Below are 20739 nucleotides of genomic sequence, written 5' to 3'. Positions count from 1 at the left end.
CTGTCCATGACCGATGGGACGGTATCGGCGCGCCCCTGCTGGCTAGACTCGATGGGTTGATGAGCAGGCCGGAAGGCAGGGGTGTGATGTGTTGAAGTGGGGCGTGCTGGCCGTAGCGCTGGCGATGGGTGGCAATGCAGCGGCGCAGCAGCGCGAAACGGTGGACCTGGACATGGTCAGCCGCATCCGCCAGGAGGCCTTCCATCGTTCGCAGGTGATGGACACCTTCAGCTATCTCACCGAACGCATCGGCCCACGGCTGACCAACTCGCCGGCGATGGGCCGGGCCAACGCGTGGACCCGCGGCAAGTTCAACGAATGGAAGCTGGACAACGTCCACGACGAAGCCTTCGATGACTTCGGCCGTGGCTGGGAGTTCACCTCGGCCAGCGTGGAAATGCTGGGTGACCGCATCCAGCCGCTGCACGCGCTGCCGAAGGCGTGGACGCCGGGCACCCAGGGCCCGGTTGAAGGCGAGCTGGTGCAGGTCGAGATCAAGAAGCCCGAAGACATCGAGAAGTACCGCGGCAAGCTGCGTGGCAAGATCCTGTTGCTGGGCGAAGCGCGCGAATACAAGCGCGGCACCGAGCCGGATTCCCATCGGCATGACGCGACCTCGCTGGAAGGCCTGCAGGAGTTCACCCTGCCGAAGGACCAGGACGCCACCGCCGAGCGCGCCAAGCGGGTCAAGGAGTACCAGGAACGCCAGCAGCTGGCGGCCAAGGTCAATGCGTTCTTCGTCGAAGAGGGCGCGCTGGCCTCGATCAGCATCAGCAGCTGGGACAATGGCATCATCCGCGTTGCCGGCGGCGGCTCGCGCAAGGCCGGCGAGCCGGTGGGCATCCCCGAGCTGGCGATGATCAGCGAGCACTTCAATCCGCTGGTGCGCGCGCTGAAGGCCAAGCAGAGCGTGCGCCTGCGCGTGGATGTGGCCGCGCGCTTCACCGATGAAGCCGACCAGCCGGGCTACAACACGCTGGCCGAGATCCGCGGCAGCAGCAAGCCCGATGAAGTGGTGATGATCGGTGCGCACCTGGATTCCTGGCACAGCGGCACCGGCGCGGCCGACAACGCCGCCGGCGTGGCGGTAATGATGGAGGCCATGCGCATCCTCAAGGCCACCGGCGCCAGGCCCAAGCGCACCATCCGCGTGGCGCTGTGGAGCGGCGAGGAGCAGGGCCTGATCGGCTCGCAGGCCTATGTGGCCAAGCATTTCGGCCGGTTCCCGGAGCCCACCGACCCGGCGCAGAAGGCGCTGCCGGCCTCGCTGCGCGAACCGACCGGCGCGCTGCAGAAGACCCGCGATTACAGCAAGTTCCAGGTCTACTTCAACATGGACAACGGCTCGGGCCGCTTCCGTGGCATCTACGCGCAGGAAAACCTGGCGGCGATGCCGATCTTCGAAGCCTGGCTGGCCCCGTTCCATGACGTCGGCGCCACCACCGTGGCCACCCGCAACACCGGCAGCACCGACCACATCAGCTTCGACCGCATCGGCCTGCCGGGCTTCCAGTTCATCCAGGACCGGCTGGACTACTTCACCAATGTCCACCACAGCCACCTGGACACCTGGGACCACGCCGAACCGGAAGACCTGAAGCAGGCCGCGGCCATCGTCGCCTCGTTCGCCTACAACGCCGCGATGCGCGAGCAGTCCTTCCCGCGCAAAGTAGAACCGTAAAAAGGGGACGGAGGGGATTAAGTCGTATCTCCCCTCCGTTTCCCGGTTGCAGGCCCAGCGGCTGGGCAATCGCGACTTAATCCCCTCCGTCCCCTTTTTCCGTCGGGGGCGGTGGGCTGGTAAAATCGGGGGATTCCCGTTCCTCGAGCCGTCCATGACCTGCCGCACCCGCTTCGCCCCCAGTCCCACCGGCTACCTGCATATCGGTGGTGCCCGCACCGCGCTGTACTGCTGGCTGGAGGCCCGCCACCGTGGCGGCGAGTTCGTGCTGCGCATCGAGGACACCGACCGTGAACGCAGCACCCAGGGCGCGATCGACGCCATCCTGGAAGCGATGGAGTGGCTGGGCCTGGACTACGACGAAGGCCCGATCTACCAGACCGACCGCGTCGCCCGTTACCAGGAAGTGGCCGAGCAGCTGATCGCCGACGGCAAGGCCTACTACGCCTACGAAACCCGCGAAGAGCTGGACGCGATGCGCGAGGCCGCCATGGCCAGGCAGGAAAAGCCACGCTACAACGGCGCTGCACGCGAACTGGGCCTGCCGTACAAGGACGACCCGAACCGGGTCATCCGCTTCAAGAACCCGCTGGAAGGCACGGTGGTGTTCGACGACCTGATCAAGGGCCGCATCGAGATCGCCAACAGCGAGCTGGATGACATGGTCATCTTCCGCCCGGACGGCTACCCCACCTACAACTTCGCGGTGGTGGTGGACGACTGGGACATGGGCATCACCGAGGTCATCCGCGGCGACGACCACATCAACAACACCCCGCGGCAGATCAACCTGTACGAAGGCATCGGTGCGCCGGTGCCGAAGTTCGGCCACATGCCGATGATCCTCGACGAGCAGGGTGCCAAGCTGTCCAAGCGCACCGGCGCGGCCGACGTGATGCAGTACAAGGACGCCGGCTACCTGCCCGATGCGCTGCTGAGCTACCTGGCCCGCCTGGGCTGGTCGCACGGTGACCAGGAGCTGTTCAGCCGCCAGGAGCTGATCGACCTGTTCGACGTGAAGGACTGCAACTCCAAGGCCTCGCGCCTGGACATGGCCAAGCTGGGCTGGGTCAACCAGCACTTCCTGAAGACCGAGGATGTGGCCGCGATCGTGCCGCACCTGGTCTACCAGCTGCAGAAGCTGGGCCTGGACGTGGCCGCCGGCCCCGCCCCGGAGGACGTGGTGATCGCCCTGCGTGAACGCGTGCAGACCCTGAAGGAAATGGCCGAGAAGGCCGTGGTCTGGTACCAGCCGCTGACCGAGTACGACGAAGCGGCGGTGGCCAAGCACTTCAAGGCCGGTGCCGAGGTGGCGCTGGGCAAGGCCCGCGAGCTGCTGGCCGCCCTGCCGGAGTGGACCGCCGAATCGGTGGGTGTGGCCCTGCACGATGCGGCCGCCGCGCTGGAGATCGGCATGGGCAAGGTCGCCCAGCCGCTGCGCGTGGCCATCACCGGCACCCAGATCAGTCCTGACATTTCCCATACCGTGTACCTGGCCGGCCGCGAGCAGGCCTTGAAACGCATTGATGTGGCCATCACCAAGGTAGCAACGGCCTGAGGCATCCTTGCCAGGCCCGAACCGGAGAACACGCATGCCCGCCAAGACCGCCACTGCCTGTACCGCCCCGCACCACCACGTCCACGACGCATCGGATTTCGTGGCGGTGGTCGAGCGTGTCTCGCGCGAACGCGGGCTGCGCCTGACCCCCATCCGCGCCAATGTGCTGAAGCTGATCGCCGAGGCCGGCAAGCCGGTCAAGGCCTACGAGCTGCTGGAATGGGTGCGTAACGGCAAGGGCGTGGGCGCTGATGCCCCGCCCACCGTGTACCGCGCGCTGGACTTCCTGATGGCCAATGGCTTCGTGCACAAGCTGGAGTCGGTGAATGCCTTCGTGGCCTGCCATCACCCCAGCAGTGCCGCGCACTCGGTGCCGTTCCTGATCTGCAACAGCTGCCACAGCGCGGTGGAACTGGAAGACCGCGAGATCGTCACCCAGCTGGAAAAGCGCGCCAAGGAGCTGGGCTTCCAGCCGCAGGCGCAGACCCTGGAAGTGCACGGCCTCTGCGCGCGCTGCGCAGGCTGAAGGCAGGACGGGATTGGGGTCGGATCCCTTTGCCATTGGCAAAGGGATCCGACCCCGTTTCATGACAAGGCTAGTCCATCGGCTTGCTCGCGGTATCCACGCGCACGATCACCGACATGCCGGGCCGCAGCTGCGCGGCCAGCGTCTGGCCTTCATCGATCGATATCCGCACCGGCAGCCGCTGCACCACCTTGGTGAAGTTGCCGCTGGCATTGTCCGGGCGCAGCACGCTGAACTCTGATCCCGTGGCGGGTGCGATTTCCTGCACGCGGCCGCGCAGCACCTGGCCGTGGAACGCGTCCACCGAGAACGTGGCCGGCTGGCCGATCGCCATCCCCCAGGTCTGGCCTTCCTTGTAGTTGGCCACCACCCACAGCGTGTCAGGCACCAGGAACAGCAGCTGCGAACCGGCGGCGACGTACTGGCCCACGCGCACACTGGCTTCGCTGATCTGGCCGTCGCGCGGCGCATGGATCACCGTGTTGGCCAGGTCGATGCGCGCAAGTTCCAGCTGTGCCTGTGCGCTCTCCACCTGGGCTTCCAGGCTCTTGCGCGCTACCCGGGTCGACACCAGTGTTTCCTCGGCGATGCGGATCTGCGCCTGCGACTGCTGCACGCTGGCCTGCGCCGAGGCCTGGGTAGTGCGGAACTTGTCGCGGTCATTGACCGACACCAGCTGCTGCGCGGCCAGCTCCTCGTAACGCTTGGTCTCGTTGCGCGAGCGCTGCAGTTCGGCTTGCCCGGCCGACAGCGTGGCCCGCGCGGAGGCGATCTGCGCGCGGTTCTGCGCCTGCGACTGGTCCGAGTTCGCCAATGCTGCGTGCGCACTGTCCAGCGTCGCCTGCGCCTGGGCGACACGCTGTGCATAGATGCGGTCATCGATGCGCAGCAGCGGCTCGCCCTGTTTCACATGCTGGAAGTCCTTCACCAGCACCTCGGTCACGTAGCCGTTCACCTGCGGCGCCATCACCGTGATCTGGCCACGCACATAGGCGTTGTCGGTCACCATCACGCTGCTGGTGAACGGCCACAGGTGCCAGGCGCGCAGGATCAGCGCGATGCCCAGCAAGGCCACCACCACCATCACCACCACGCTGCGCGCGCTGGGCTTGAGGTACTTCGGCGCGACCGCGGGTTCTGCCGGGGTGGGCGCGGGCGCCGCGTCGGTCGGCGGCGGTGGGGTCACGTTGTCGGTGTCGTCGGGGCGGGGCGGGACGGGAGGCATGGGGGGACTCAACGGGGCGCGGCCGGCGTGGCCGCAGTGGAAAGGGCGGGGTGGCGCTTGCGCCATTGCTTGAGCACGGCGGTGCGCAGCGTCAGCAGCAGCAACCAGCACAGGAAGCCGATCGCCAGCCAGCCGCTCAGCGTGAACACATCATTGAAGCCGCGCACGTTGGCTTCGCGGCGCGCGGTCTGCGCCAGCTGCGCGCTGCCCTGCGCGCTGCGCAGCACCGGGTCGGTGATCTGTGCGCTGTACAGCTGCTGCTGGAGGCGCAGGCGCTGCGCCACCACCGGGTCGGCGGGGTCGAGCTGGCTGGTCAACGCACTGGAGTACAGCTGCTCGCGATGCAGCTGGAACGTGCCCAGCACCGCCGAACCGGCCAGGCCGCCCAGGGTCTGCGTGATCGACAGCGTCACCAGGAAGGTGATCATGTGGTCCACGCCCTGTTTCAACGCGGCCGAGATGCCGAGCATGATCAGCGGGCCCATGAACATGCCGGCACCGACCGAGGCCAGGAACTGGCTGGCGTAGAAATCGTGCGGCCGGTCCAGGCTGGTGCGGTGCTGGTCGAAGAACGCGGCGGCACCCAGCAGCAGGATCGCCATCAACAGCTGCGCGATCAGCCGTTTCGGGCCGAAGGTCAGCGAGGCGCCGGCGATGCCGACGATCACCCCGGCCAGGATCACCACGAACAGCGGCCGCATCTGGTCCGGCCCCATGCCCAGCGTGCGCATCAGGTTGACCACGCCGTAGGACTGTTCGGTGGTGAGGAAGCGGATCAGGAAGGCGCCGACGATGAAATGCAGCACCGGCAGTGTCGACAGCCAGCGGATCTGCAGCAGCGGATTGCGCCGGTAGTGTTCGATGATCAGTGCGACGGTGGTCAGCGCGATGGAGGCGATCAGCGCCCAGCCCAGCCACGGTGTATTGAGCCACCAGCGCGTATAGCCCTGCGCCAGTACGATCACCAGCAGCGCGACCGCCGGCGCAAGCAGGGCGAAGGTGAGGAAGTCCAATGGCTCGAACGCCTTCACCTGGATGCCCGGCGGCAGCTTCAGCACCACCACTGCCGCGAACGCGCACAGTGCCAGCCCGGCTTCGAATGAGTACAGCTGGTGCCATCGGCCGGTATCGACCAGGCCCGGCGACACGATCCAGGCGATCGGCACCGCCAGCTGCGAAAGGCCGACACCGACCACCAGCAGGTTGCCGGTGAACCGCCGTGGCAGCGCCTGCAGCATGTACAGCGTGCCCAGCGTCGAACAGGCCGCGCCGGCGAAGCCGCTGGCAGCACGGGTCAGCATCGTGGTCTCGAAGCTGCCGACGAACAGGTGCAGCACCGCCAGCGCCGCATACAGGCCCAGGCCGATCTCGGCGAACAGGCGGATGCCGTACTGCTGGCGGAACTTGAAAGCCAGCAGGTTGGCGGTGACATTCACCATCGCATAGGCGGCCACCAGCCAGCTGCCCTGGGTCGGAGTGAGTGCCAGCTGGCCCTGCAGGAAGGGCAGGTTGGCGGTGACCAGCGCATTGCCGAGGCCGCCGGTGATCGCCACCAGCAGCGACACCAGGGCATAGGCCACGCGTCGATAGGGCGGATGCCAGGGCATCGATGCCGAACCGGGCATGGTCGGCTTTTCGTGCTCCTCCCAATCCGGAACCGGCTTCAGATACGGCTGGACCATCAGCGGGCCTCGCTGGTTGCTCCCTGGAGACCCCCGCGCAGCAGCTGCAGGGCGCGCCCGGCCAGGTGGGCGCGCTCGTCGCGGGTCTTGCCGCGCAGGGCCGCGCCCAGCATGCCCGAAATCAGCGAAATATCCGTCTTCTCCAGGTCGGCACGGCACAGGCCGGCGGCCTTGGCGCGGGCGATCGGCGCTTCGAGCAGGTCGCGCACGGTTTCGCGCGCGGTGCGCATGGCAGGAACATCGGAGTCGACCGCGCGCCAGTAGTCGGCCAGCGCCGGCGAATCGATGATGCGCTGGGCCATGCCCTCGAACACCTCGAACAGGGCGTCGTCGCGGTCGCCGAGCTGTTCGACCTGGCGCCGGATGCGGTCGACCGTACGCTGCAGCAGCGCCTGGATCAGCGCGGTGCGGTCGGGGAAGTTGCGGTACAGGGTGGCGCGGCCCACCTGGGCGCGTTCGACCACCAGGTCCAGCGGGGCGGTGACGCCGTGTTGGCCGAAGACATGATCGGCGGCGTCGAGGATGAGGGCACGGCGGGCAGCAGCATCGGCACGTTGAGCGGTCATGGAATTATTTTCGGACAAAAGTGTCCGTTTGGCGAGACTTTGAGTGACGGGATTGTCCGGTTGTTGTCGTACGCACATCTTTGTGACGGATGTGTGATGGCGTGGGGCGAAATGAAAACGGGGGCCCGAAGGCCCCCGCTGCGTACATGTGGAAGGAGTGGCAAGGAGATCCACGCCATGCGTGGTCTCAAGGCGGGGGGCAGAGCCCATTCCTGCGGAATGGGATCCGACCCCCGGCGTGGTGCAGTAGATCCACGCCATGCGTGGATGGAGGAGAGTCAGAAGAACGCGCGGATGCCGAATGCGACGCCGCGGCCCGGCAGCGGCGAGTAGTCGCGCAGCAGCGAGGTGTGCGGGCGCACTTCGCGGTTGGTCAGGTTGCTGCCATCCAGGAACACCTCGTAGCTGTTGCTCGCGTTGCGATCCCAGCGGTAGGCCAGGTGCGCATCGACCAGGGTGTAGCCGTTGCTCGGTTCTTCGTTCTGGGCGACGTCCTTCTGGCGGCTGTAACGCACCGCACCGACCGAGGCGCGCCAGCCGTCCTTCGACCAGCGCAGATCGGCGCCGACGCGGGCCGGAGCGATGCGCGGCAGGTAGCCGGTATTGGCCAGTTCCACCGAGTAGTTGTGGTTGTGGTCGCCATGCGGCACGGCGATGTCCAGGTTGCGGCTGCCGCTGCCATCCAGCTTGGCCTTCACGTAGTCACCGAACAGGCGCAGATCCCAGTCACCAGCGCCGCCCTCGAACAGGTGCACCAGCGCTTCGGCCTCGGCACCGCGGAACACCGCGTCCTGCTGGGTCCACGCACGAACCGGCAGGCCCTCGGTGACGCCGGTGTCTGCCAGGTAGATGAAGTCCTTGAACTTGGTCTGGTAGACCGACGCGGAGAAGTCCAGGCGATCACTGTGGGTATGGATGCCAAGCTCGATGCGCTGGCCGCGCTCGGTCTTCAGGTTGGCGTCGCCGATTTCCAGAGAGCGGGTGGCGATGTGCGCGCCGGCGGCATACAGCTCTTCGTTGGTCGGTGCACGCTCGGAGCTGTCCACGCCGATGCGCAGGTCAACGGCATCGTTGAGCTTCCAGATGCCGGCGGCAGACAGGTTGGTAGCGCCGAAGGTGCGGCGGCGGTAGTCACCGGTCGGGTCCAGCTTGACCTGGTCGTGGCGGCCGCCCAGTTCCAGCTTGAACGGGCCGAACTGCTTTTCCTGCAGCACGAACAGGCCGATGTTCTTCGTGCCGGTATCCGGTACGAACGCCTCTTCACCCTTGGCGCCGAAATCACTGTTGCCGAACTGCAGGCCGAAGGCACCGTCCCAGCCGCCGATCTGCTGCTGCACGGCTTCGAGGCGCGCCTCGATGCCACGGTTGGTGAAGCGGGTGGACGGCGTGCCGGCCTCCAGCTCCACGTGCTCGTAGTCGGTGTAGGCCACGCGTGCGTTGATGTTCTTCAGGAACGAGACCGGGTTGTAGATGCCGGCCTTGGTCTCGAAGCGGTTCTGCACCATGTCGATGCGCACATCATGCTCGTCGCCGCCTTCCTCTTCATCGCCATGGTCGTGGCCGTGATCATGGCCATGATCATCACCATCGGCATGCACGTGCGCGCCATTGGGAATGCCGTAGTTGGTGCGGTAGGTGCTGGCCGATACGCCGAAGTAGCCGCCGTCGCCCAGCCAGGTTGCGCCGACGCCACCGGCGCGGGTGCGGATCGAACTGTTGTCGAGGCGGCCGCGGCGCGGCTCTTCGCCTTCCTCGCCCGCGTGGTCATGGTCGTGGTCGTCGTGATGGTCTTCAAGACTGTCGATCACCGCGTAGCCGGGAATGCGGTAGTCATCGCCATTGCGCACCAGGCCATCCACGTGCAGCACGACATTGCCGCTGACGCCGTCGAGGCGGAACATGCCGCTGCGTTCGTTGTTCACCGAATTGCCGCGCAGCTCGGCGCGGCCGCTGAGCGGGCGCTCCGGCAGCTCGCGCGCGATGCGGCCATCGACCACATTGACCGCACCACCGATGGCGCCGCTGCCGAACAGCAGCGTGGCCGGACCCTTCAGCACTTCGATCTGGTCGGCCAGGAACGGCTCGATGCTGGTGGCATGGTCGGCGCTGACCGTGGAGGCATCCATGTTGCCCATGCCGTTGGACAGCACGGCCACGCGCGGGCCTTCCTGGCCGCGGATGATCGGGCGGCCGACACCGGGGCCGAAGAAGGTGCTCTGCACGCCGGGCAGCTTGGCCACGGTATCGCCGAGGGTGCCGGCCTTCTGCTCGTCCAGGCGCTCACCGGCCAGCACGTCCACCGGGCGCGCCAGGGATTCGGCATCCCCCTGCAGCGGCGATGCGGTGACCTGCACCGACGACAGCTCGGTCAGGTGGCGGTCACGATGGGAGGTGTCCTGGCCGGCTGCAAAGGCGACGGACGGCAGCAGGGCGGCGAGGGCCAGGGCCAGGGAATGCGGCTTGAGCCGAGGGGTGTGGGCGGGCATGGGCAGGTCCTTTGTTACAATGTATCAATCACGGGGCGCACGAATCCCGTCGATGGGACAGGGGGAGGGAAACCGTGCGGGTCGGAGAGGGATGTTATATTATTCCATAACGATTCGCCGACCCTGCTGGAAGTCATGTCCCTGTCCTCACGCCTGCGCCACCTGCTCGACCGTTTCGGTGCCACTGGTTCGATGCTGTGCGCGGTGCACTGCGCGGTGATCCCCGTCCTGCTGGCGGCGGCGCCGTCGCTGGGCCTGTCGTTCTGGCTGAGCGATGGCGTGGAACAGGCGCTGGTGGTGTTCGTGACCCTGCTCGGGCTGTTCAGCCTGGTCTGGGGCTATCGCCGCCACGGTGCGCTGCGCGCGCTCGGCTTCCTGATCCCCGGCCTGGTCGCGCTGTGGGCCGGCGTGCTGTACGACCCGCTGCACCACAATGCGGTGCCACATGCGGTGGTGATGACCATCGGCGGCCTGCTGGTGGGCGTTGCCCACCTGGTCAACCTGCGCCTCAACCATGGCCACGTGCACGACGCAAGCTGCGCGCACTAGGCCCGCCGTGATAGGATTTCTGATCGTGCGCGGGGGCGCCCAGCAAGGCGGCCCCGCCGAACCCGTGTCAGTACGGGGTAACCAGATTTCACACTTGAGGAGTTGAAGACATGGGTAAGGGTGACCGCAAGACCGCCAAGGGCAAGCGCTACAACGCCAGCTACGGCAACGCCCGTTCGCACACCGCGAGCAAGGTCGCCGTAGGCGCCGCCGCCCCGGTTGCCAAGAAGACCGTCGCCAAGGCTCCGGCGAAGAAGGCTGTGGCGAAGAAGGCCGTCGCCAAGGCCTGATCCGGCCGACCGACCGGTCCAAGGAAAACGCGGCGCCTGGCGCCGCGTTTTTTTTGTGCCTGTCCGGCGAGCCGAGCGTGGGCTCGGCCCTGCAAACGGATCAGCGCAGCGTTTTCTTCAGCGTCTCCGCATTGCCGTCGTTCGGCGCGGCCGGAATCTGCAGCAGGTGGGCCAGCAGCGGATAGACGTCGACATTGTCGAAGCCGTCGATCACCAGGCCCTGGCGGAACGATGGGCCACTGGCCACGAACACCGCACGCATCGACGGCAGAGCATTGTCGTAACCGTGCGAGCCCCGGTCCTGGTGGACGCGCTTGGCGAGCTTCTGCTGGTGCAGCGCGTCCCAGCCTTCATCCATGTTGCAGATGATGGCCGGAATGCGCGGGTGGGTACCGTAGTGCCAGCGTGCCGGCAGGTTCTCCTTCTTCCAGCACTCGTAGTGCGCGTGGCGGCCGAGCAGGGCACGTTCGGCCTCCGCCTCACGACCGGCCACTGGCGCGAAGCCCACCGACTGGCCCTGGCTGACATTGCGTGCGATGGCCGGATCGACCATCGATTCGGTGGAAATCACCTGGCTTTCAGGCACCGATGCCATGCCGTGGTCGGATACCACGATCACATTGGTGGTGGCGGCCAGGCCGCGTTGCTGCAGGCCGTCGAGCACCTGGCCGACGATCAGATCGGCGCGTACGATCGCGTCGGCGTACTGCTTCGACCCGGGGCCGTAGTTGTGGCCGGCCTTGTCCACGTGCTCCATGTACAGCGTGGTCAGGCGGGGAGCATCGGCATCGGTCTGTGCCAGCCAGTCGAGCACGATGCCGGCGCGCTGCTCCAGCGGTTCCTTGCCGTCGTAGACGCGCCACTGGCTGGGGCGCACACCCCGGATTTCCGATTCACTGCCCGGCCACGACGTGGTGGCGGTGCGCACGCCGGCATTTTCCGCGCCGACCCAGATCGGTTCACCCCCCCACCAGCGGCTGTCGGTCACCGCTTCACGGTTGCCCAGTTCGAAGCGGCCGAGGGCTGCGTCGTCCATGCTGTTGTTGACGATGCCGTGGTGATCCGGACGCAGGCCGGTGACTATCGTGTAGTGGTTGGGGAAGGTCAGGGAAGGATAGGACGGCGTCATCCAGCGGGCGCGCACGCCGCCGTCGATCATCCGCTGCAGGTTCGGGGTCAGCCCGCGGTCCAGCGCATCGGCGCGCAGGCCGTCGATGGAGATCAGCAGCAGCTTCGGCGGTGCAGTTGCAGCGACGGACGTGGGAACGGAGGCGGTAGGGGCGGGCGCAGTGGTGCAGGCAGCCAATGGCAGCAGCAGCGCCAGCGAACAGGTCAGGCGTACGGAAGTCATCTGCTCATGATAAGCCGGTGCAATGACGTGCCAAAGACACGCCGCGCTATCGCGCGCCGTGTCCGCGCATTTTTCCTTATCCCCGCGCCGTCGGCGCGCCCCCTTGAAAAACAAGGGGGCTTTCCACCAGACAGATTCCAGATGTTTCCATCCACGCATGGCGTGGATCCACCGTGTCGACCAAGGTCGACACCTACCAGCGGCCGCGCAGTACGCCGTCCCGGCAGATCGCAGGAATCTGTCGAAGGCGGGGTGGGTCCGGTTGCGGGGGTGTCCGCGGCATGGATGCCGCGGCCAAGCCCCCAAGGGTGAGGGCGCTTTGCTTGCGAAGCACTGCTTCGCAAGCGCCCGAACGCCCAGCCGCCAGCGGCTGGGCCGGACCGCGGAGCGGGGTTTACGGCGTCCCCCGCAACTGGACCCACCGCGCCATCCCACGGAATGCTGCTGTTGCTTCGGCTGTTGCCGTTGCCTCTGCGGGTGCCGGGCGCAGCCCGGCCAGCCCTCTCAGGCGAACAGCGGGGCCTGGCGTTGTTCCAGCCGCAGCAGCGCGGCTTTGGTTTCCAGGCCGCCACCGAAGCCGGTCAGCGCGCCGTTGCTGCCGATCACGCGGTGGCAGGGCAGGATGATCGGCAACGGATTGCGCCCATTGGCCGCGCCCACCGCGCGTGTCGCGCTGGGTTGTCCCAGATGCTGCGCCAACTGCAGGTAGCTCCAGGTCTGGCCGAATGGAATCAGCGCCAGCGCCTGCCACACGCGCAGCTGGAACGGCGTACCACGTGGCGCCAGCACAAGGTCAAAGCTGTTGCGTTCACCGTGCAGGAACTGCAGCAGCTGCTCCCGCGCTTCCGGCAATGCATCCGGTGCGTAGTGCCAGTCATCGCGCCCGCGTGCGGGGTGGCGGTTCTCCGGGAACAGCACGTGCGAAAGGCCACGCTCGTCGCCGGCGATGGTCAACACGCCGATCGGGCTGTCGAAACGATCGAACAACAGGGTCATGTCGGTTCTCCAACGAAAGTGCCGGACAGGTGCCACAGGTGCAGCACGGCGTAAGCGCGCCACGGGCGCCACGGCTGCGAGCGCGCTTCGGTCGCGCGCTCGCTCAGGCGCTGGCCCTGCGCGTGGCCGAGCACCTGCTGCAGTACAAGATCGCCTGCCGGGAAGGCATCGGGCTGGCCGAGGCCACGCAGGGCGATGTACTGCGCGGTCCATGGGCCGATGCCGGGCAGTGCCACGCAGCGGGCAACAAATTCTTCCAGCGCCTGGCCGGGCCCGAAGTCGAGCTGGCCATTGGCGCAGGCGGTCGCCAATGCGCGTACGGTGGCGGCGCGGCTGCGCGGCAGGCCGATCGATTCCAGCGGCGCCTCGGCCAATACCTCGGGTGCCGGGAACTGGCGATCGAAGTCGGACGGCATGCCCGGCAGGTGCGCACCATGGGCATCGACCAGCCGCCGCGCGAAGGTGGTGGCTGCGGCAACCGTGACCTGCTGGCCGAGTACGGCGCGCACGGCGACCTCGAAGCCGTCCCAGCCGCCGGGCACGCGCAGCCCGGGGCGCTCGGCGATGCCGCGCGCCAGCAGCGGTTCCTCGCCGAGCGCGGCATGCACCTGCTGCAGGTCGGCATCCAGATCGAACACGCGACGCACGCGGCGCACGATGTCCGGGATCAGGCGCGGATCCACCGCACCCAGCTGCAGGCGCAGCTCCGGGCGCTTCGGGTCAGCAGTGACGCGCAGCAGGGTGGGGTGCTCCGGCGTGCCCAGCACGCGCTGGTAGCTGTCTTCGCCGATCAGTTCGATGCCGGGCAGGCTGCGCTTGCGCAGGAACGCGAGCATGCGCGGGAAGTCCAGCGGTGGACGGTAGCCCAGGCGCAGCACCAGGCCGCCATCGTCGGCGGCCAGCGGTTGATGCTGGCGGCGCAGTGCGGTGGGCGCCATGCCGCAACCCTGCAGGAACGCGGTATTGAAACGGCGCAGGCTGTTGTAGCCGGCGGCCAGCGCGACGTCGGTCACCGCCAGCGTGGTTTCGGTCAGCAGCTGCTTGGCCAGCAGCAGGCGATGGGTGGCATGGATCTGCCCGGGCGTCGCGCCCAGGTGTTCGACGAACAGGCGCTGCAGCTGGCGCGCGCTGAGGCCGAGCTTCGTTGCAAGATCGGCCACCGGCTGCTCCTGCAGGAAGCCGCCGTGGATCAGGGCCAGGGCGCGCTGCACGGTCTGCCCGGCCAGTGCCTGCTGGGCCTGTGGTGCCAGCTCCGGGCGGCAGCGCAGGCACGGGCGATAGCCGGCGGCGGCGGCGGCAGCGGCGGTCGGGTAGTAGGTGATGTTGCGGGGCTTCGGGGGCGGTGCCGGGCAGACCGGGCGGCAATAGATGCCGGTGCTGCGCACGGCGGTGAAGAACACGCCGTCGAAGCGTGCGTCGCGGGCCAGGCGGGCGCGGTCGCAGGCGGCGGTGTCGAGGGCGAGGGCGGTGTCCATGGCGCCAGTCTAGGCGGGTGCGAGTGGGGATACTCGCCACATTCGGACATGGATGCTGGAGAGGGTACTGGCAGGGCTTGCAGCCCTGCACCCGCAACGTCACCGTCAACGTCTCAATCAAAAGCTGGCAGTCCGTAGGATGGCGGGGCGGTGTGGGCTGGCAGGACACGCCGTAAACCCGCCCATGGGGGCTCGATGGCGCCATCCATGGCGCCAACGGTCCTGCCAGCCCACATCGCCCCACCTCTGACAGTTGGTCGCTGCAGTTGGTGGGTGCCGACCGTTGGTCGGCACGCTTTGCCGTTGGCAGGTGTCGACCTTGGTCGACACGCTTTTTCCCCAAGGGTCAGAAGGGGTTCAGTGCCGCGCGCTGAATGCGCGGCCTGGACGGGTAGACTGTGGCTCTTGCTCAGATGAAGACCGGTTGCCCGATGTCCGCCAAATTCCGCTGGTTGCCCCTGTTGTGCCTGGCCCTGGCGGGCTGCAGTCAGCTGGAGAATCCGGGCAATGTGACTGCTGCCGACAAGGCGGCGAGGGCACCGGCCAGCGATGGCGAGAACATGGTCTCGATCAACGCCGCCGACGCGCCGCCACCGCCGGCACCGCCGCGTAGTCAGGCGGATCGGCCGTGGCCGCAGGCGCAGCTGGAAAATGGTCGTGCCTGGGTCAGCTGCAGCACGGAATATGCCGGTGATGCCGGCGACGGTGCCGAGCTGGAAGGCCTGCAGCGCGAGCAGATCACCCAGGCCCTGGCGCCGTGTGCCGAGCGTGGCCTGATGCGCGTGCGTTACGCCGGCAAGATCAATCCGGGCTTCGCCGAAATGATGTGGCGGCTGGCGGTGGTCGCTGACGAGCAGAAGATCCACAAGCGTATCCTCGATCTGGACTCCAGCGGCGGCCAGGTGGAGTCGGCGATCGTTGCCGGTGACAGCATCGGTGAATCGGGCTGGACCATCTGGGTGCGCGAAGGCTCGATCTGCCACAGCGCCTGCGTGTTCGTGCTGGCCGCTGGTGACAACCGCCTGCTGTCGGGCAAGGTCGGCATCCACCGCATGATGCGCATCAGCTCCAAGGCCACCTCGCGCGCGGAACTCAACCGCGAGCTGCACGAGGTCTACGACAACGTGAAGGATTACCTGCAGCGCAATGGCGTGGCGGTGGGCGTGGCCGATCTGATGATGACCGTGCCCAACCGCAGCCTGCGCCTGCTGACGCCGGATGAGCTGCGCCAGTACGGCCTGGATGGCACCAACGCGGTGCAGGACGATCTGGAACGGATCAAGCAGATGCGCGCCTGCGGCGATGACTTCGTGCAGCGCAAGGATGCGTTCCTGATCGCCTTCGACCAGCAGTGCAAGCGCGAAGGCGCCGACATGGAATCGATCAACAGCTGCGGCCAGGCCCTGAAGCAGCGCTTCGGCTTCCCGGATGCGGTATGCCCGGAAGAGAGCCCGCTGTCGGAAATCGATGTGGCGACGCTGCCACCGGCGCCGTCCGAGCCGCCGCCGGTGGCCGAACAGGCCCAGGCCGCAACCGGCACGCAGGCCGCGCAGGCCGACGCCGCAGTGGTGGAAGGCAGCGCCCACGCGCGCTGACGAACGGCTCACCGCGCTGGCGTAGACTGCGGTTCTTTCCCGAGAACCGGCGGTGTCCATGAAGCGCGTGCTCCTGCTGCTGTCCCTGCTGCCCCTGACCGTGTTGGCGCAGACGCCTGCGCCGGCCACGCCTGCACCGGCTCCGGCACGCCCGGCCCCTGCCTCGCCAGCGGCCGCGAAGCCCGCTACCGCCGGTACCCCCGCGTTGACCGCCGCGCAGCAGGCGCAGGTGCAGAAACAGGACGCGGAAATGGGCGCCGCCGCAGTGAAGGCAGCGCAGCTGGTCGATGCCAACCGCGCCGGCGAATTGTGGGATGGCGCTTCGGCCGTCGCACGCCGCGCGGTACCGAAGGCCGCCTTCGTCAGCCAGCTGACCACCGAACGCACGCGCCTGGGGGCGTTGGCCGGGCGTGGCCAACCGACCATCACCCGGGTCAAGTACGGCGCCGGTGCCGCGGTGCCGGAAGGGCTGTACATCAACGTCAGCTTCCCGACCCGTTTCGCCAACAGCGCGCAGCCGGTGCGCGAGCTGGTCTCGTTCCGTTTCGACGAGGACCAGGTGTGGCGCCTGGCCGGTTACAGCCTGCGTGCGTCGGCACCCTGAGGAGATGAACGATGGCAACTGAACTGACGATGCTGGCCTGGTCGGTGCTGCTGGGCTTCGTCTACATCTTCGCCACCTCCACCGTGGTCACCCGCGAGCGCGGGATGAAGTGGAATGCCTCGGCACGGGATGGCGACGCAAAGCCGGTCAGCCCGCTGGCCGGTCGCCTGCAGCGTGCCCAGGCCAACTTCCTGGAAACCTTCCCGTTCTTCGCTGCGGCTGCGATCGCGGTGGTGCTGGCCGGGCGCGGCAACTACACCACGGCGCTGGCCGCGCAGGCCTACTTCTGGGCGCGCGTGGTCTACCTGCCACTGTATGCCGCGGGCGTGCCCTACGTGCGCAGCCTGGTGTGGGCGGTGTCGCTGCTGTCGATCCTGGCGCTGGTGTTCGCGTTGTTGTGATCTCGGCCTGATCCAGATCAAGGCCGGTCAGGTGCGCGGCGCTATGCTGGCCCGGACTGAATCAACGGCAGGAGGCGCGCATGCGCAGGATGGACGTGGTGGTGGTCGGCGCCGGACCGGCAGGTCTGTGCTTCGCGCGCGCGCTGGCCGGCAGCGGTCTGCAGGTCGGGCTGGTTGAAGTGCAGCCGCGCCAGGCCCTGGCCGAGGCCGCCTTCGACGGCCGCGAGATCGCGTTGACCCATGCCTCACGACAGAGCATGGAACAGCTGGGGTTGTGGCAGCGCCTGCCGCACGCCGAAGTCGCTGAACTGCGCGATGCCAAGGTGATGAACGGCGGCTCGCCATTCGCGCTGACCTTCGCCAGCAGCCAGGTCGATGGCCAGCCGCTGGGCTGGCTGGTGCCCAACCATCTGATCCGTCGCGCCGCGTGGGATGCCGTACAGGGCCAGGACGGCCTGGAACTGTTCGACGGGCGCAAGGTGCAGGGCGTGCAGGCCGATGCGCAGGGCCACGTGGTCAAACTCGATGACGGCAGCCAACTGCACGCGCGGCTGCTGGTGGCCGCCGACAGCCGCTTCTCCGCCACTCGCCGCATGCTTGGCATCGGTGCGCAGATGCGCGATTTCGGCAAGTCGATGCTGGTGTGCCGCATGCAGGTCGAGCGCGACCATCACCACACCGCGTGGGAGTGGTTCGGCTACGGCCGCACCATGGCGCTGCTGCCGCTCAACGAGGGCCAGGCGTCGGCGGTGATCACGCTGCCACCGCGGCAGATCGAAGAGCTGCTGGCGATGGACGAGGTGGCGTTCGGTGAGGCCATCAGTGCCTGCTTCGAACACCGCCTGGGCCGGATGCAGCCGGTGGCCACGCCGCAGGCGTATCCGCTGGTGGGTGTGTACGCGCACCGTTTTGTCGGCGAGCGTTCGGCGCTGATCGGTGATGCCGCAGTGGGCATGCATCCGGTCACCGCGCATGGCTTCAACCTGGGCCTGGCCAGCGCACAGCGGCTGGCGCAGGGCATCGTCGCGCAGCAGCGCCGTGGTGCCGACATTGCCGCCGCTGGCATGCTGGCCAGCTACCAGCGCGGTCATCGGCTGGCATCGCGTCCGTTGTACGAAGCCACCAATGCGATCGCCAGCCTGTACACCGACGACCGTCGCCCGGCGCGCCTGCTGCGTGCGGCGGGCCTGCGCCTGGCGCAGGGCGTGGCACCGTTCAGGCAGCTGATCGCCTCGCACCTGACCCAGCGCGTGGCCTGAACAGCTTCAGATCAGCCGGCAGCCAGCACCCGGATCTGGCTGTCGGCGAATTCGACCACCTGGCCTGCGCGGATCTTGCAGGCCTTGCGCAGTTCGACTTCGCCGTCGACCCGTACCTGGCCCTCGCTGATGACCATCTTGGCCTCGCCGCCACTGGTGACCAGGTCGGCCAGCTTGAGCAGCTGCTTGAGTTCGACGTAGTCACCGTCGAGGTCGAATTCGAGAATCTGCATGGAGCGGGGTTCCTGGGAAGAGGGCGCAGGCCAGCGGCCGGGCCGGAAAGAGGGCGCGTATTGTGCGCCAGCACGGGGCAGGACGGCACGCGCACGCAAAGCTGTATGCGTTGTTCAGGATCAATGCGGTATCATTCCGCTCTGAGCGAGTGAAATCTCCTCCGACCGAGCAGCGCCAGGGCACGCGATAAGAAGGGCGCCCAAAGCGCGGACCATCCCTTTTTTATCGCACTGCCAGGAAGACGGCAGTGCCTTCGGAGTTCCCCATGTCCCAAGATTCCCAAGCGCCGCTGCAGTTTGCGCAGCTCGGCCTGTCCGAGTCCGTGATGCAGGCGGTCACCGCCATCGGCTACGAAACCCCGTCGCCGATCCAGGCCGCCACCATCCCGGCGATGCTGGAAGGCCGCGACGTGCTGGGCCAGGCCCAGACCGGTACCGGCAAGACCGCTGCCTTTGCACTGCCGGTACTGTCCAACATCGACCTGCAGCAGATCAAGCCCCAGGCCCTGATCCTGGCGCCGACCCGCGAACTGGCCATCCAGGTCGCCGAGGCGTTCCAGTCCTATTCGTCGAAGATCCCGGGCTTCCGCGTGCTGCCGGTGTACGGCGGCCAGCCGTACGGCCAGCAGCTGTCGGCGCTGCGTCGTGGCGTGCATATCGTGGTCGGTACCCCCGGCCGCGTGATCGACCACCTGGACCGCAGCACCCTGGACCTGTCCGAGCTGAAGACCCTGGTGCTGGACGAAGCCGATGAAATGCTGCGCATGGGCTTCATCGACGACGTCGAAGCCGTGCTGAAGAAGCTGCCGGAGCAGCGCCAGGTGGCCCTGTTCTCGGCCACCATGCCGCCGCAGATCCGCCGCATCGCGCAGACCTACCTGCAGGACCCGGTGGAAGTGACCATCGCGGCCAAGACCACCACCTCGGCCAACATCCGCCAGCGCTACTGGTGGGTGAGCGGCATGCACAAGCTGGACGCGCTGACCCGCATCCTGGAAGTCGAGCCGTTCGACGCGATGATCATCTTCGCGCGTACCAAGGCCGGCACCGAAGAACTGGCCAGCAAGCTGCAGGCCCGTGGCCTGGCCGCTGCCGCCATCAACGGTGACATGCAGCAGGCCCAGCGTGAGCGCACCATCGCCATGCTGAAGGAAGGCAAGCTGGACATCCTGGTCGCCACCGATGTGGCTGCCCGCGGCCTGGACGTGGAGCGCATCAGCCACGTGCTGAACTACGACATCCCGTACGACACCGAAAGCTACGTGCACCGCATCGGCCGTACCGGCCGTGCCGGCCGCAGCGGCGAGGCGATCCTGTTCGCCACCCCGCGCGAGAAGGGCATGCTGCGCCAGATCGAGCGCGCCACCCGCCAGCCGATCGAAGAGATGCAGCTGCCGAGCGTGGAAGCGGTCAACGACACCCGCATCAACAAGTTCACCTCGCGCATCAGCGAAACCCTCGGCGCCGGCGGCCTGGACTTCTACCGCCAGCTGCTGGAGCGCTTCGAGAACGAGCAGAACGTGCCGGCCATCGAAGTGGCCGCTGCGCTGGCCAAGATGCTGCAGGGTGACACCCCGTTCCTGCTGCAGCCGCCGGTGCGTGCCCCGCGTGAAGAGCGTGCGCCGCGTGAACGCTTCGACCGTGGCGACCGCCCGGAACGTGGCGATCGCTTCGACCGCAACGAGCGTGGTCCGCGCTTCGAGCGTGGCCCGCGCCGTGATGACGCTGAAGGTGGTTTCGAGCAGCGTCCGCGCCGCGAGGTTCCGCCGCGTGGTGCGCCGGAGCAGGGCATGGAGACCTACCGCATTTCGGTCGGCCACCAGCACGGCGTGAAGCCGGCCAACATCGTCGGCGCCATCGCCAACGAAGCCGGCCTGGAAAGCCGCTTCATCGGCCGCATCGACATCCACGATGACTTCTCGCTGCTGGACCTGCCGGCACAGATGCCGCCGGACGTGCTGTCGCACCTGCAGAAGGTCTGGGTGTCGGGCCAGCAGCTGCAGATGCGTGCGCTGGCTCCGGGTGAAGACACCAACCCGGCCCCGCGTCCGTTCAAGCCGCGCTTCGACAAGCGTGGTCCGGGCGGCCCGGGTGGCCCGCGTCGCGGTGGCCCGGGCGGTCCGGGTGGCCACGGTGGCGAGCGCGGCGGTGACCGCGACAGCCGCCCGCCGCGTCGTGACGGCTTCAAGCCGCGCGGCCCGCGCAGCTACTGAGCGGCAACGTAGCCATGACAACGCCAGCCTTCGGGCTGGCGTTGTCCGT

The 20739-nt window shown here is 67.6% G+C and carries 18 protein-coding genes; 10 read left to right on the top strand and 8 right to left on the bottom strand.

Going from position 1 to position 20739, the window contains the following annotated elements:
• Positions 1 to 88 precede the first annotated feature (88 nt).
• The 3 genes from DFO63_RS12200 (at position 89) to DFO63_RS12190 (ending at position 3765) form a co-directional block, all read left to right on the top strand.
• Positions 89 to 1681, top strand: coding sequence for a M20/M25/M40 family metallo-hydrolase (locus DFO63_RS12200; protein WP_119007065.1), 1593 nt, complete (start codon positions 89 to 91; stop codon positions 1679 to 1681).
• Between the two features lie 154 nt (positions 1682 to 1835).
• Positions 1836 to 3239: a glutamate--tRNA ligase gene (gene gltX / locus DFO63_RS12195; protein ID WP_119007063.1), complete on the top strand. Its 1404-nt coding sequence runs from the start codon at positions 1836 to 1838 to the stop codon at positions 3237 to 3239.
• A gap of 34 nt (positions 3240 to 3273) precedes the next feature.
• On the top strand, positions 3274 to 3765 hold the full coding sequence (locus DFO63_RS12190; protein ID WP_004150412.1) for a Fur family transcriptional regulator: 492 nt from the start codon (positions 3274 to 3276) through the stop codon (positions 3763 to 3765).
• A gap of 70 nt (positions 3766 to 3835) precedes the next feature.
• Here the strand turns inward: DFO63_RS12190 and DFO63_RS12185 are convergent, their stop codons facing one another.
• The 4 genes from DFO63_RS12185 to DFO63_RS12170 form a co-directional block, all read right to left on the bottom strand.
• Entirely contained in the window at positions 3836 to 4990 is a 1155-nt protein-coding gene (locus tag DFO63_RS12185; RefSeq protein WP_119007061.1) for an HlyD family secretion protein, read from the bottom strand.
• A gap of 8 nt (positions 4991 to 4998) precedes the next feature.
• The gene (locus DFO63_RS12180) at positions 4999 to 6672 is read right to left on the bottom strand and encodes an MFS transporter (protein WP_119007059.1); all 1674 of its coding nucleotides are present in this window, start codon (positions 6670 to 6672) and stop codon (positions 4999 to 5001) included.
• A complete protein-coding gene (locus tag DFO63_RS12175) occupies positions 6672 to 7238 on the bottom strand; it encodes a TetR/AcrR family transcriptional regulator (RefSeq protein ID WP_010483118.1) in 567 nt (188 codons plus the stop codon). The genes DFO63_RS12180 and DFO63_RS12175 overlap by 1 nt, the downstream gene beginning before the upstream one ends.
• 278 nt (positions 7239 to 7516) lie before the next feature.
• Positions 7517 to 9724: a TonB-dependent receptor gene (locus DFO63_RS12170; protein WP_049446318.1), complete on the bottom strand. Its 2208-nt coding sequence runs from the start codon at positions 9722 to 9724 to the stop codon at positions 7517 to 7519.
• A gap of 135 nt (positions 9725 to 9859) precedes the next feature.
• On the opposite strand from DFO63_RS12170, the gene DFO63_RS12165 reads away from it, so the two are divergent.
• Positions 9860 to 10273, top strand: a complete 414-nt coding sequence (locus DFO63_RS12165) for a MerC domain-containing protein (protein ID WP_008264835.1) — start codon at positions 9860 to 9862, stop codon at positions 10271 to 10273.
• Between the two features lie 110 nt (positions 10274 to 10383).
• Positions 10384 to 10563: a 30S ribosomal protein THX gene (locus DFO63_RS12160; protein WP_004150462.1), complete on the top strand. Its 180-nt coding sequence runs from the start codon at positions 10384 to 10386 to the stop codon at positions 10561 to 10563.
• 100 nt (positions 10564 to 10663) lie between these two features.
• On the opposite strand, the gene DFO63_RS12155 is transcribed toward DFO63_RS12160, so the two are convergent.
• The 3 genes from DFO63_RS12155 to DFO63_RS12145 all read right to left on the bottom strand — a co-directional run bounded on the left by DFO63_RS12155 (position 10664) and on the right by DFO63_RS12145 (position 14385).
• Positions 10664 to 11914 (bottom strand): ectonucleotide pyrophosphatase/phosphodiesterase, encoded by a 1251-nt coding sequence (locus tag DFO63_RS12155; RefSeq protein WP_049446315.1) that lies wholly within the window; start codon positions 11912 to 11914, stop codon positions 10664 to 10666.
• 504 nt (positions 11915 to 12418) lie between these two features.
• Entirely contained in the window at positions 12419 to 12910 is a 492-nt protein-coding gene (locus DFO63_RS12150; RefSeq protein WP_005408696.1) for a methylated-DNA--[protein]-cysteine S-methyltransferase, read from the bottom strand.
• Positions 12907 to 14385: a DNA-3-methyladenine glycosylase 2 gene (locus DFO63_RS12145; protein ID WP_049446312.1), complete on the bottom strand. Its 1479-nt coding sequence runs from the start codon at positions 14383 to 14385 to the stop codon at positions 12907 to 12909. The genes DFO63_RS12150 and DFO63_RS12145 overlap by 4 nt, the downstream gene beginning before the upstream one ends.
• A gap of 431 nt (positions 14386 to 14816) precedes the next feature.
• Between DFO63_RS12145 and DFO63_RS12140 the strand changes: the two genes are divergently transcribed.
• The 4 genes from DFO63_RS12140 to ubiM all read left to right on the top strand — a co-directional run bounded on the left by DFO63_RS12140 (position 14817) and on the right by ubiM (position 18244).
• Positions 14817 to 15980 (top strand): hypothetical protein, encoded by a 1164-nt coding sequence (locus DFO63_RS12140; RefSeq protein ID WP_119007260.1) that lies wholly within the window; start codon positions 14817 to 14819, stop codon positions 15978 to 15980.
• A gap of 58 nt (positions 15981 to 16038) precedes the next feature.
• Positions 16039 to 16584, top strand: a complete 546-nt coding sequence (locus DFO63_RS12135; protein ID WP_101765173.1) for a DUF4019 domain-containing protein — start codon at positions 16039 to 16041, stop codon at positions 16582 to 16584.
• Positions 16585 to 16595: 11 nt separating this feature from the next.
• Complete coding sequence (locus tag DFO63_RS12130; protein WP_101765174.1) at positions 16596 to 16985, top strand: MAPEG family protein; 390 nt, start codon at positions 16596 to 16598, stop codon at positions 16983 to 16985.
• 80 nt (positions 16986 to 17065) lie between these two features.
• Positions 17066 to 18244, top strand: a complete 1179-nt coding sequence (ubiM, locus tag DFO63_RS12125) for a 5-demethoxyubiquinol-8 5-hydroxylase UbiM (RefSeq protein ID WP_049446474.1) — start codon at positions 17066 to 17068, stop codon at positions 18242 to 18244.
• Positions 18245 to 18255: 11 nt separating this feature from the next.
• On the opposite strand, the gene DFO63_RS12120 is transcribed toward ubiM, so the two are convergent.
• The gene (locus tag DFO63_RS12120; RefSeq protein ID WP_014036469.1) at positions 18256 to 18477 is read right to left on the bottom strand and encodes an RNA-binding S4 domain-containing protein; all 222 of its coding nucleotides are present in this window, start codon (positions 18475 to 18477) and stop codon (positions 18256 to 18258) included.
• Positions 18478 to 18743: 266 nt separating this feature from the next.
• Here DFO63_RS12120 and DFO63_RS12115 point away from each other — a divergent pair, with 266 nt between their 5' ends.
• Entirely contained in the window at positions 18744 to 20690 is a 1947-nt protein-coding gene (locus tag DFO63_RS12115) for a DEAD/DEAH box helicase (RefSeq protein ID WP_049446303.1), read from the top strand.
• Positions 20691 to 20739 lie beyond the last annotated feature (49 nt).

Origin of the sequence: Stenotrophomonas sp. AG209 (assembly GCF_003550055.1) — a bacterium.
In the GTDB taxonomy this organism is placed as follows: Bacteria; Pseudomonadota; Gammaproteobacteria; order Xanthomonadales; family Xanthomonadaceae; genus Stenotrophomonas.
The sequence above is the reverse complement of the archived record's forward strand: the minus strand, read 5'-3'. Positions and strand labels throughout refer to the sequence as shown.

Bases quoted from the DNA above. Each gene is read 5' to 3' on its own strand.
- DFO63_RS12155 (WP_049446315.1), bottom strand. From the start codon at position 11,914: ATGACTTCCGTACGCCTGACCTGTTCGCTGGCGCTGCTGCTGCCATTG.
- DFO63_RS12120 (WP_014036469.1), bottom strand. From the start codon at position 18,477: ATGCAGATTCTCGAATTCGACCTCGACGGTGACTACGTCGAACTCAAG.
- DFO63_RS12145 (WP_049446312.1), bottom strand. From the start codon at position 14,385: ATGGACACCGCCCTCGCCCTCGACACCGCCGCCTGCGACCGCGCCCGC.
- DFO63_RS12150 (WP_005408696.1), bottom strand. From the start codon at position 12,910: ATGACCCTGTTGTTCGATCGTTTCGACAGCCCGATCGGCGTGTTGACC.
- DFO63_RS12130 (WP_101765174.1), top strand. From the start codon at position 16,596: ATGGCAACTGAACTGACGATGCTGGCCTGGTCGGTGCTGCTGGGCTTC.
- DFO63_RS12185 (WP_119007061.1), bottom strand. From the start codon at position 4,990: ATGCCTCCCGTCCCGCCCCGCCCCGACGACACCGACAACGTGACCCCA.
- DFO63_RS12170 (WP_049446318.1), bottom strand. From the start codon at position 9,724: ATGCCCGCCCACACCCCTCGGCTCAAGCCGCATTCCCTGGCCCTGGCC.
- DFO63_RS12180 (WP_119007059.1), bottom strand. From the start codon at position 6,672: ATGGTCCAGCCGTATCTGAAGCCGGTTCCGGATTGGGAGGAGCACGAA.
- DFO63_RS12140 (WP_119007260.1), top strand. From the start codon at position 14,817: ATGTCCGCCAAATTCCGCTGGTTGCCCCTGTTGTGCCTGGCCCTGGCG.
- DFO63_RS12115 (WP_049446303.1), top strand. From the start codon at position 18,744: ATGTCCCAAGATTCCCAAGCGCCGCTGCAGTTTGCGCAGCTCGGCCTG.
- DFO63_RS12175 (WP_010483118.1), bottom strand. From the start codon at position 7,238: ATGACCGCTCAACGTGCCGATGCTGCTGCCCGCCGTGCCCTCATCCTC.
- DFO63_RS12165 (WP_008264835.1), top strand. From the start codon at position 9,860: ATGTCCCTGTCCTCACGCCTGCGCCACCTGCTCGACCGTTTCGGTGCC.
- DFO63_RS12190 (WP_004150412.1), top strand. From the start codon at position 3,274: ATGCCCGCCAAGACCGCCACTGCCTGTACCGCCCCGCACCACCACGTC.
- DFO63_RS12160 (WP_004150462.1), top strand. From the start codon at position 10,384: ATGGGTAAGGGTGACCGCAAGACCGCCAAGGGCAAGCGCTACAACGCC.
- ubiM (WP_049446474.1), top strand. From the start codon at position 17,066: ATGCGCAGGATGGACGTGGTGGTGGTCGGCGCCGGACCGGCAGGTCTG.
- gltX (WP_119007063.1), top strand. From the start codon at position 1,836: ATGACCTGCCGCACCCGCTTCGCCCCCAGTCCCACCGGCTACCTGCAT.
- DFO63_RS12135 (WP_101765173.1), top strand. From the start codon at position 16,039: ATGAAGCGCGTGCTCCTGCTGCTGTCCCTGCTGCCCCTGACCGTGTTG.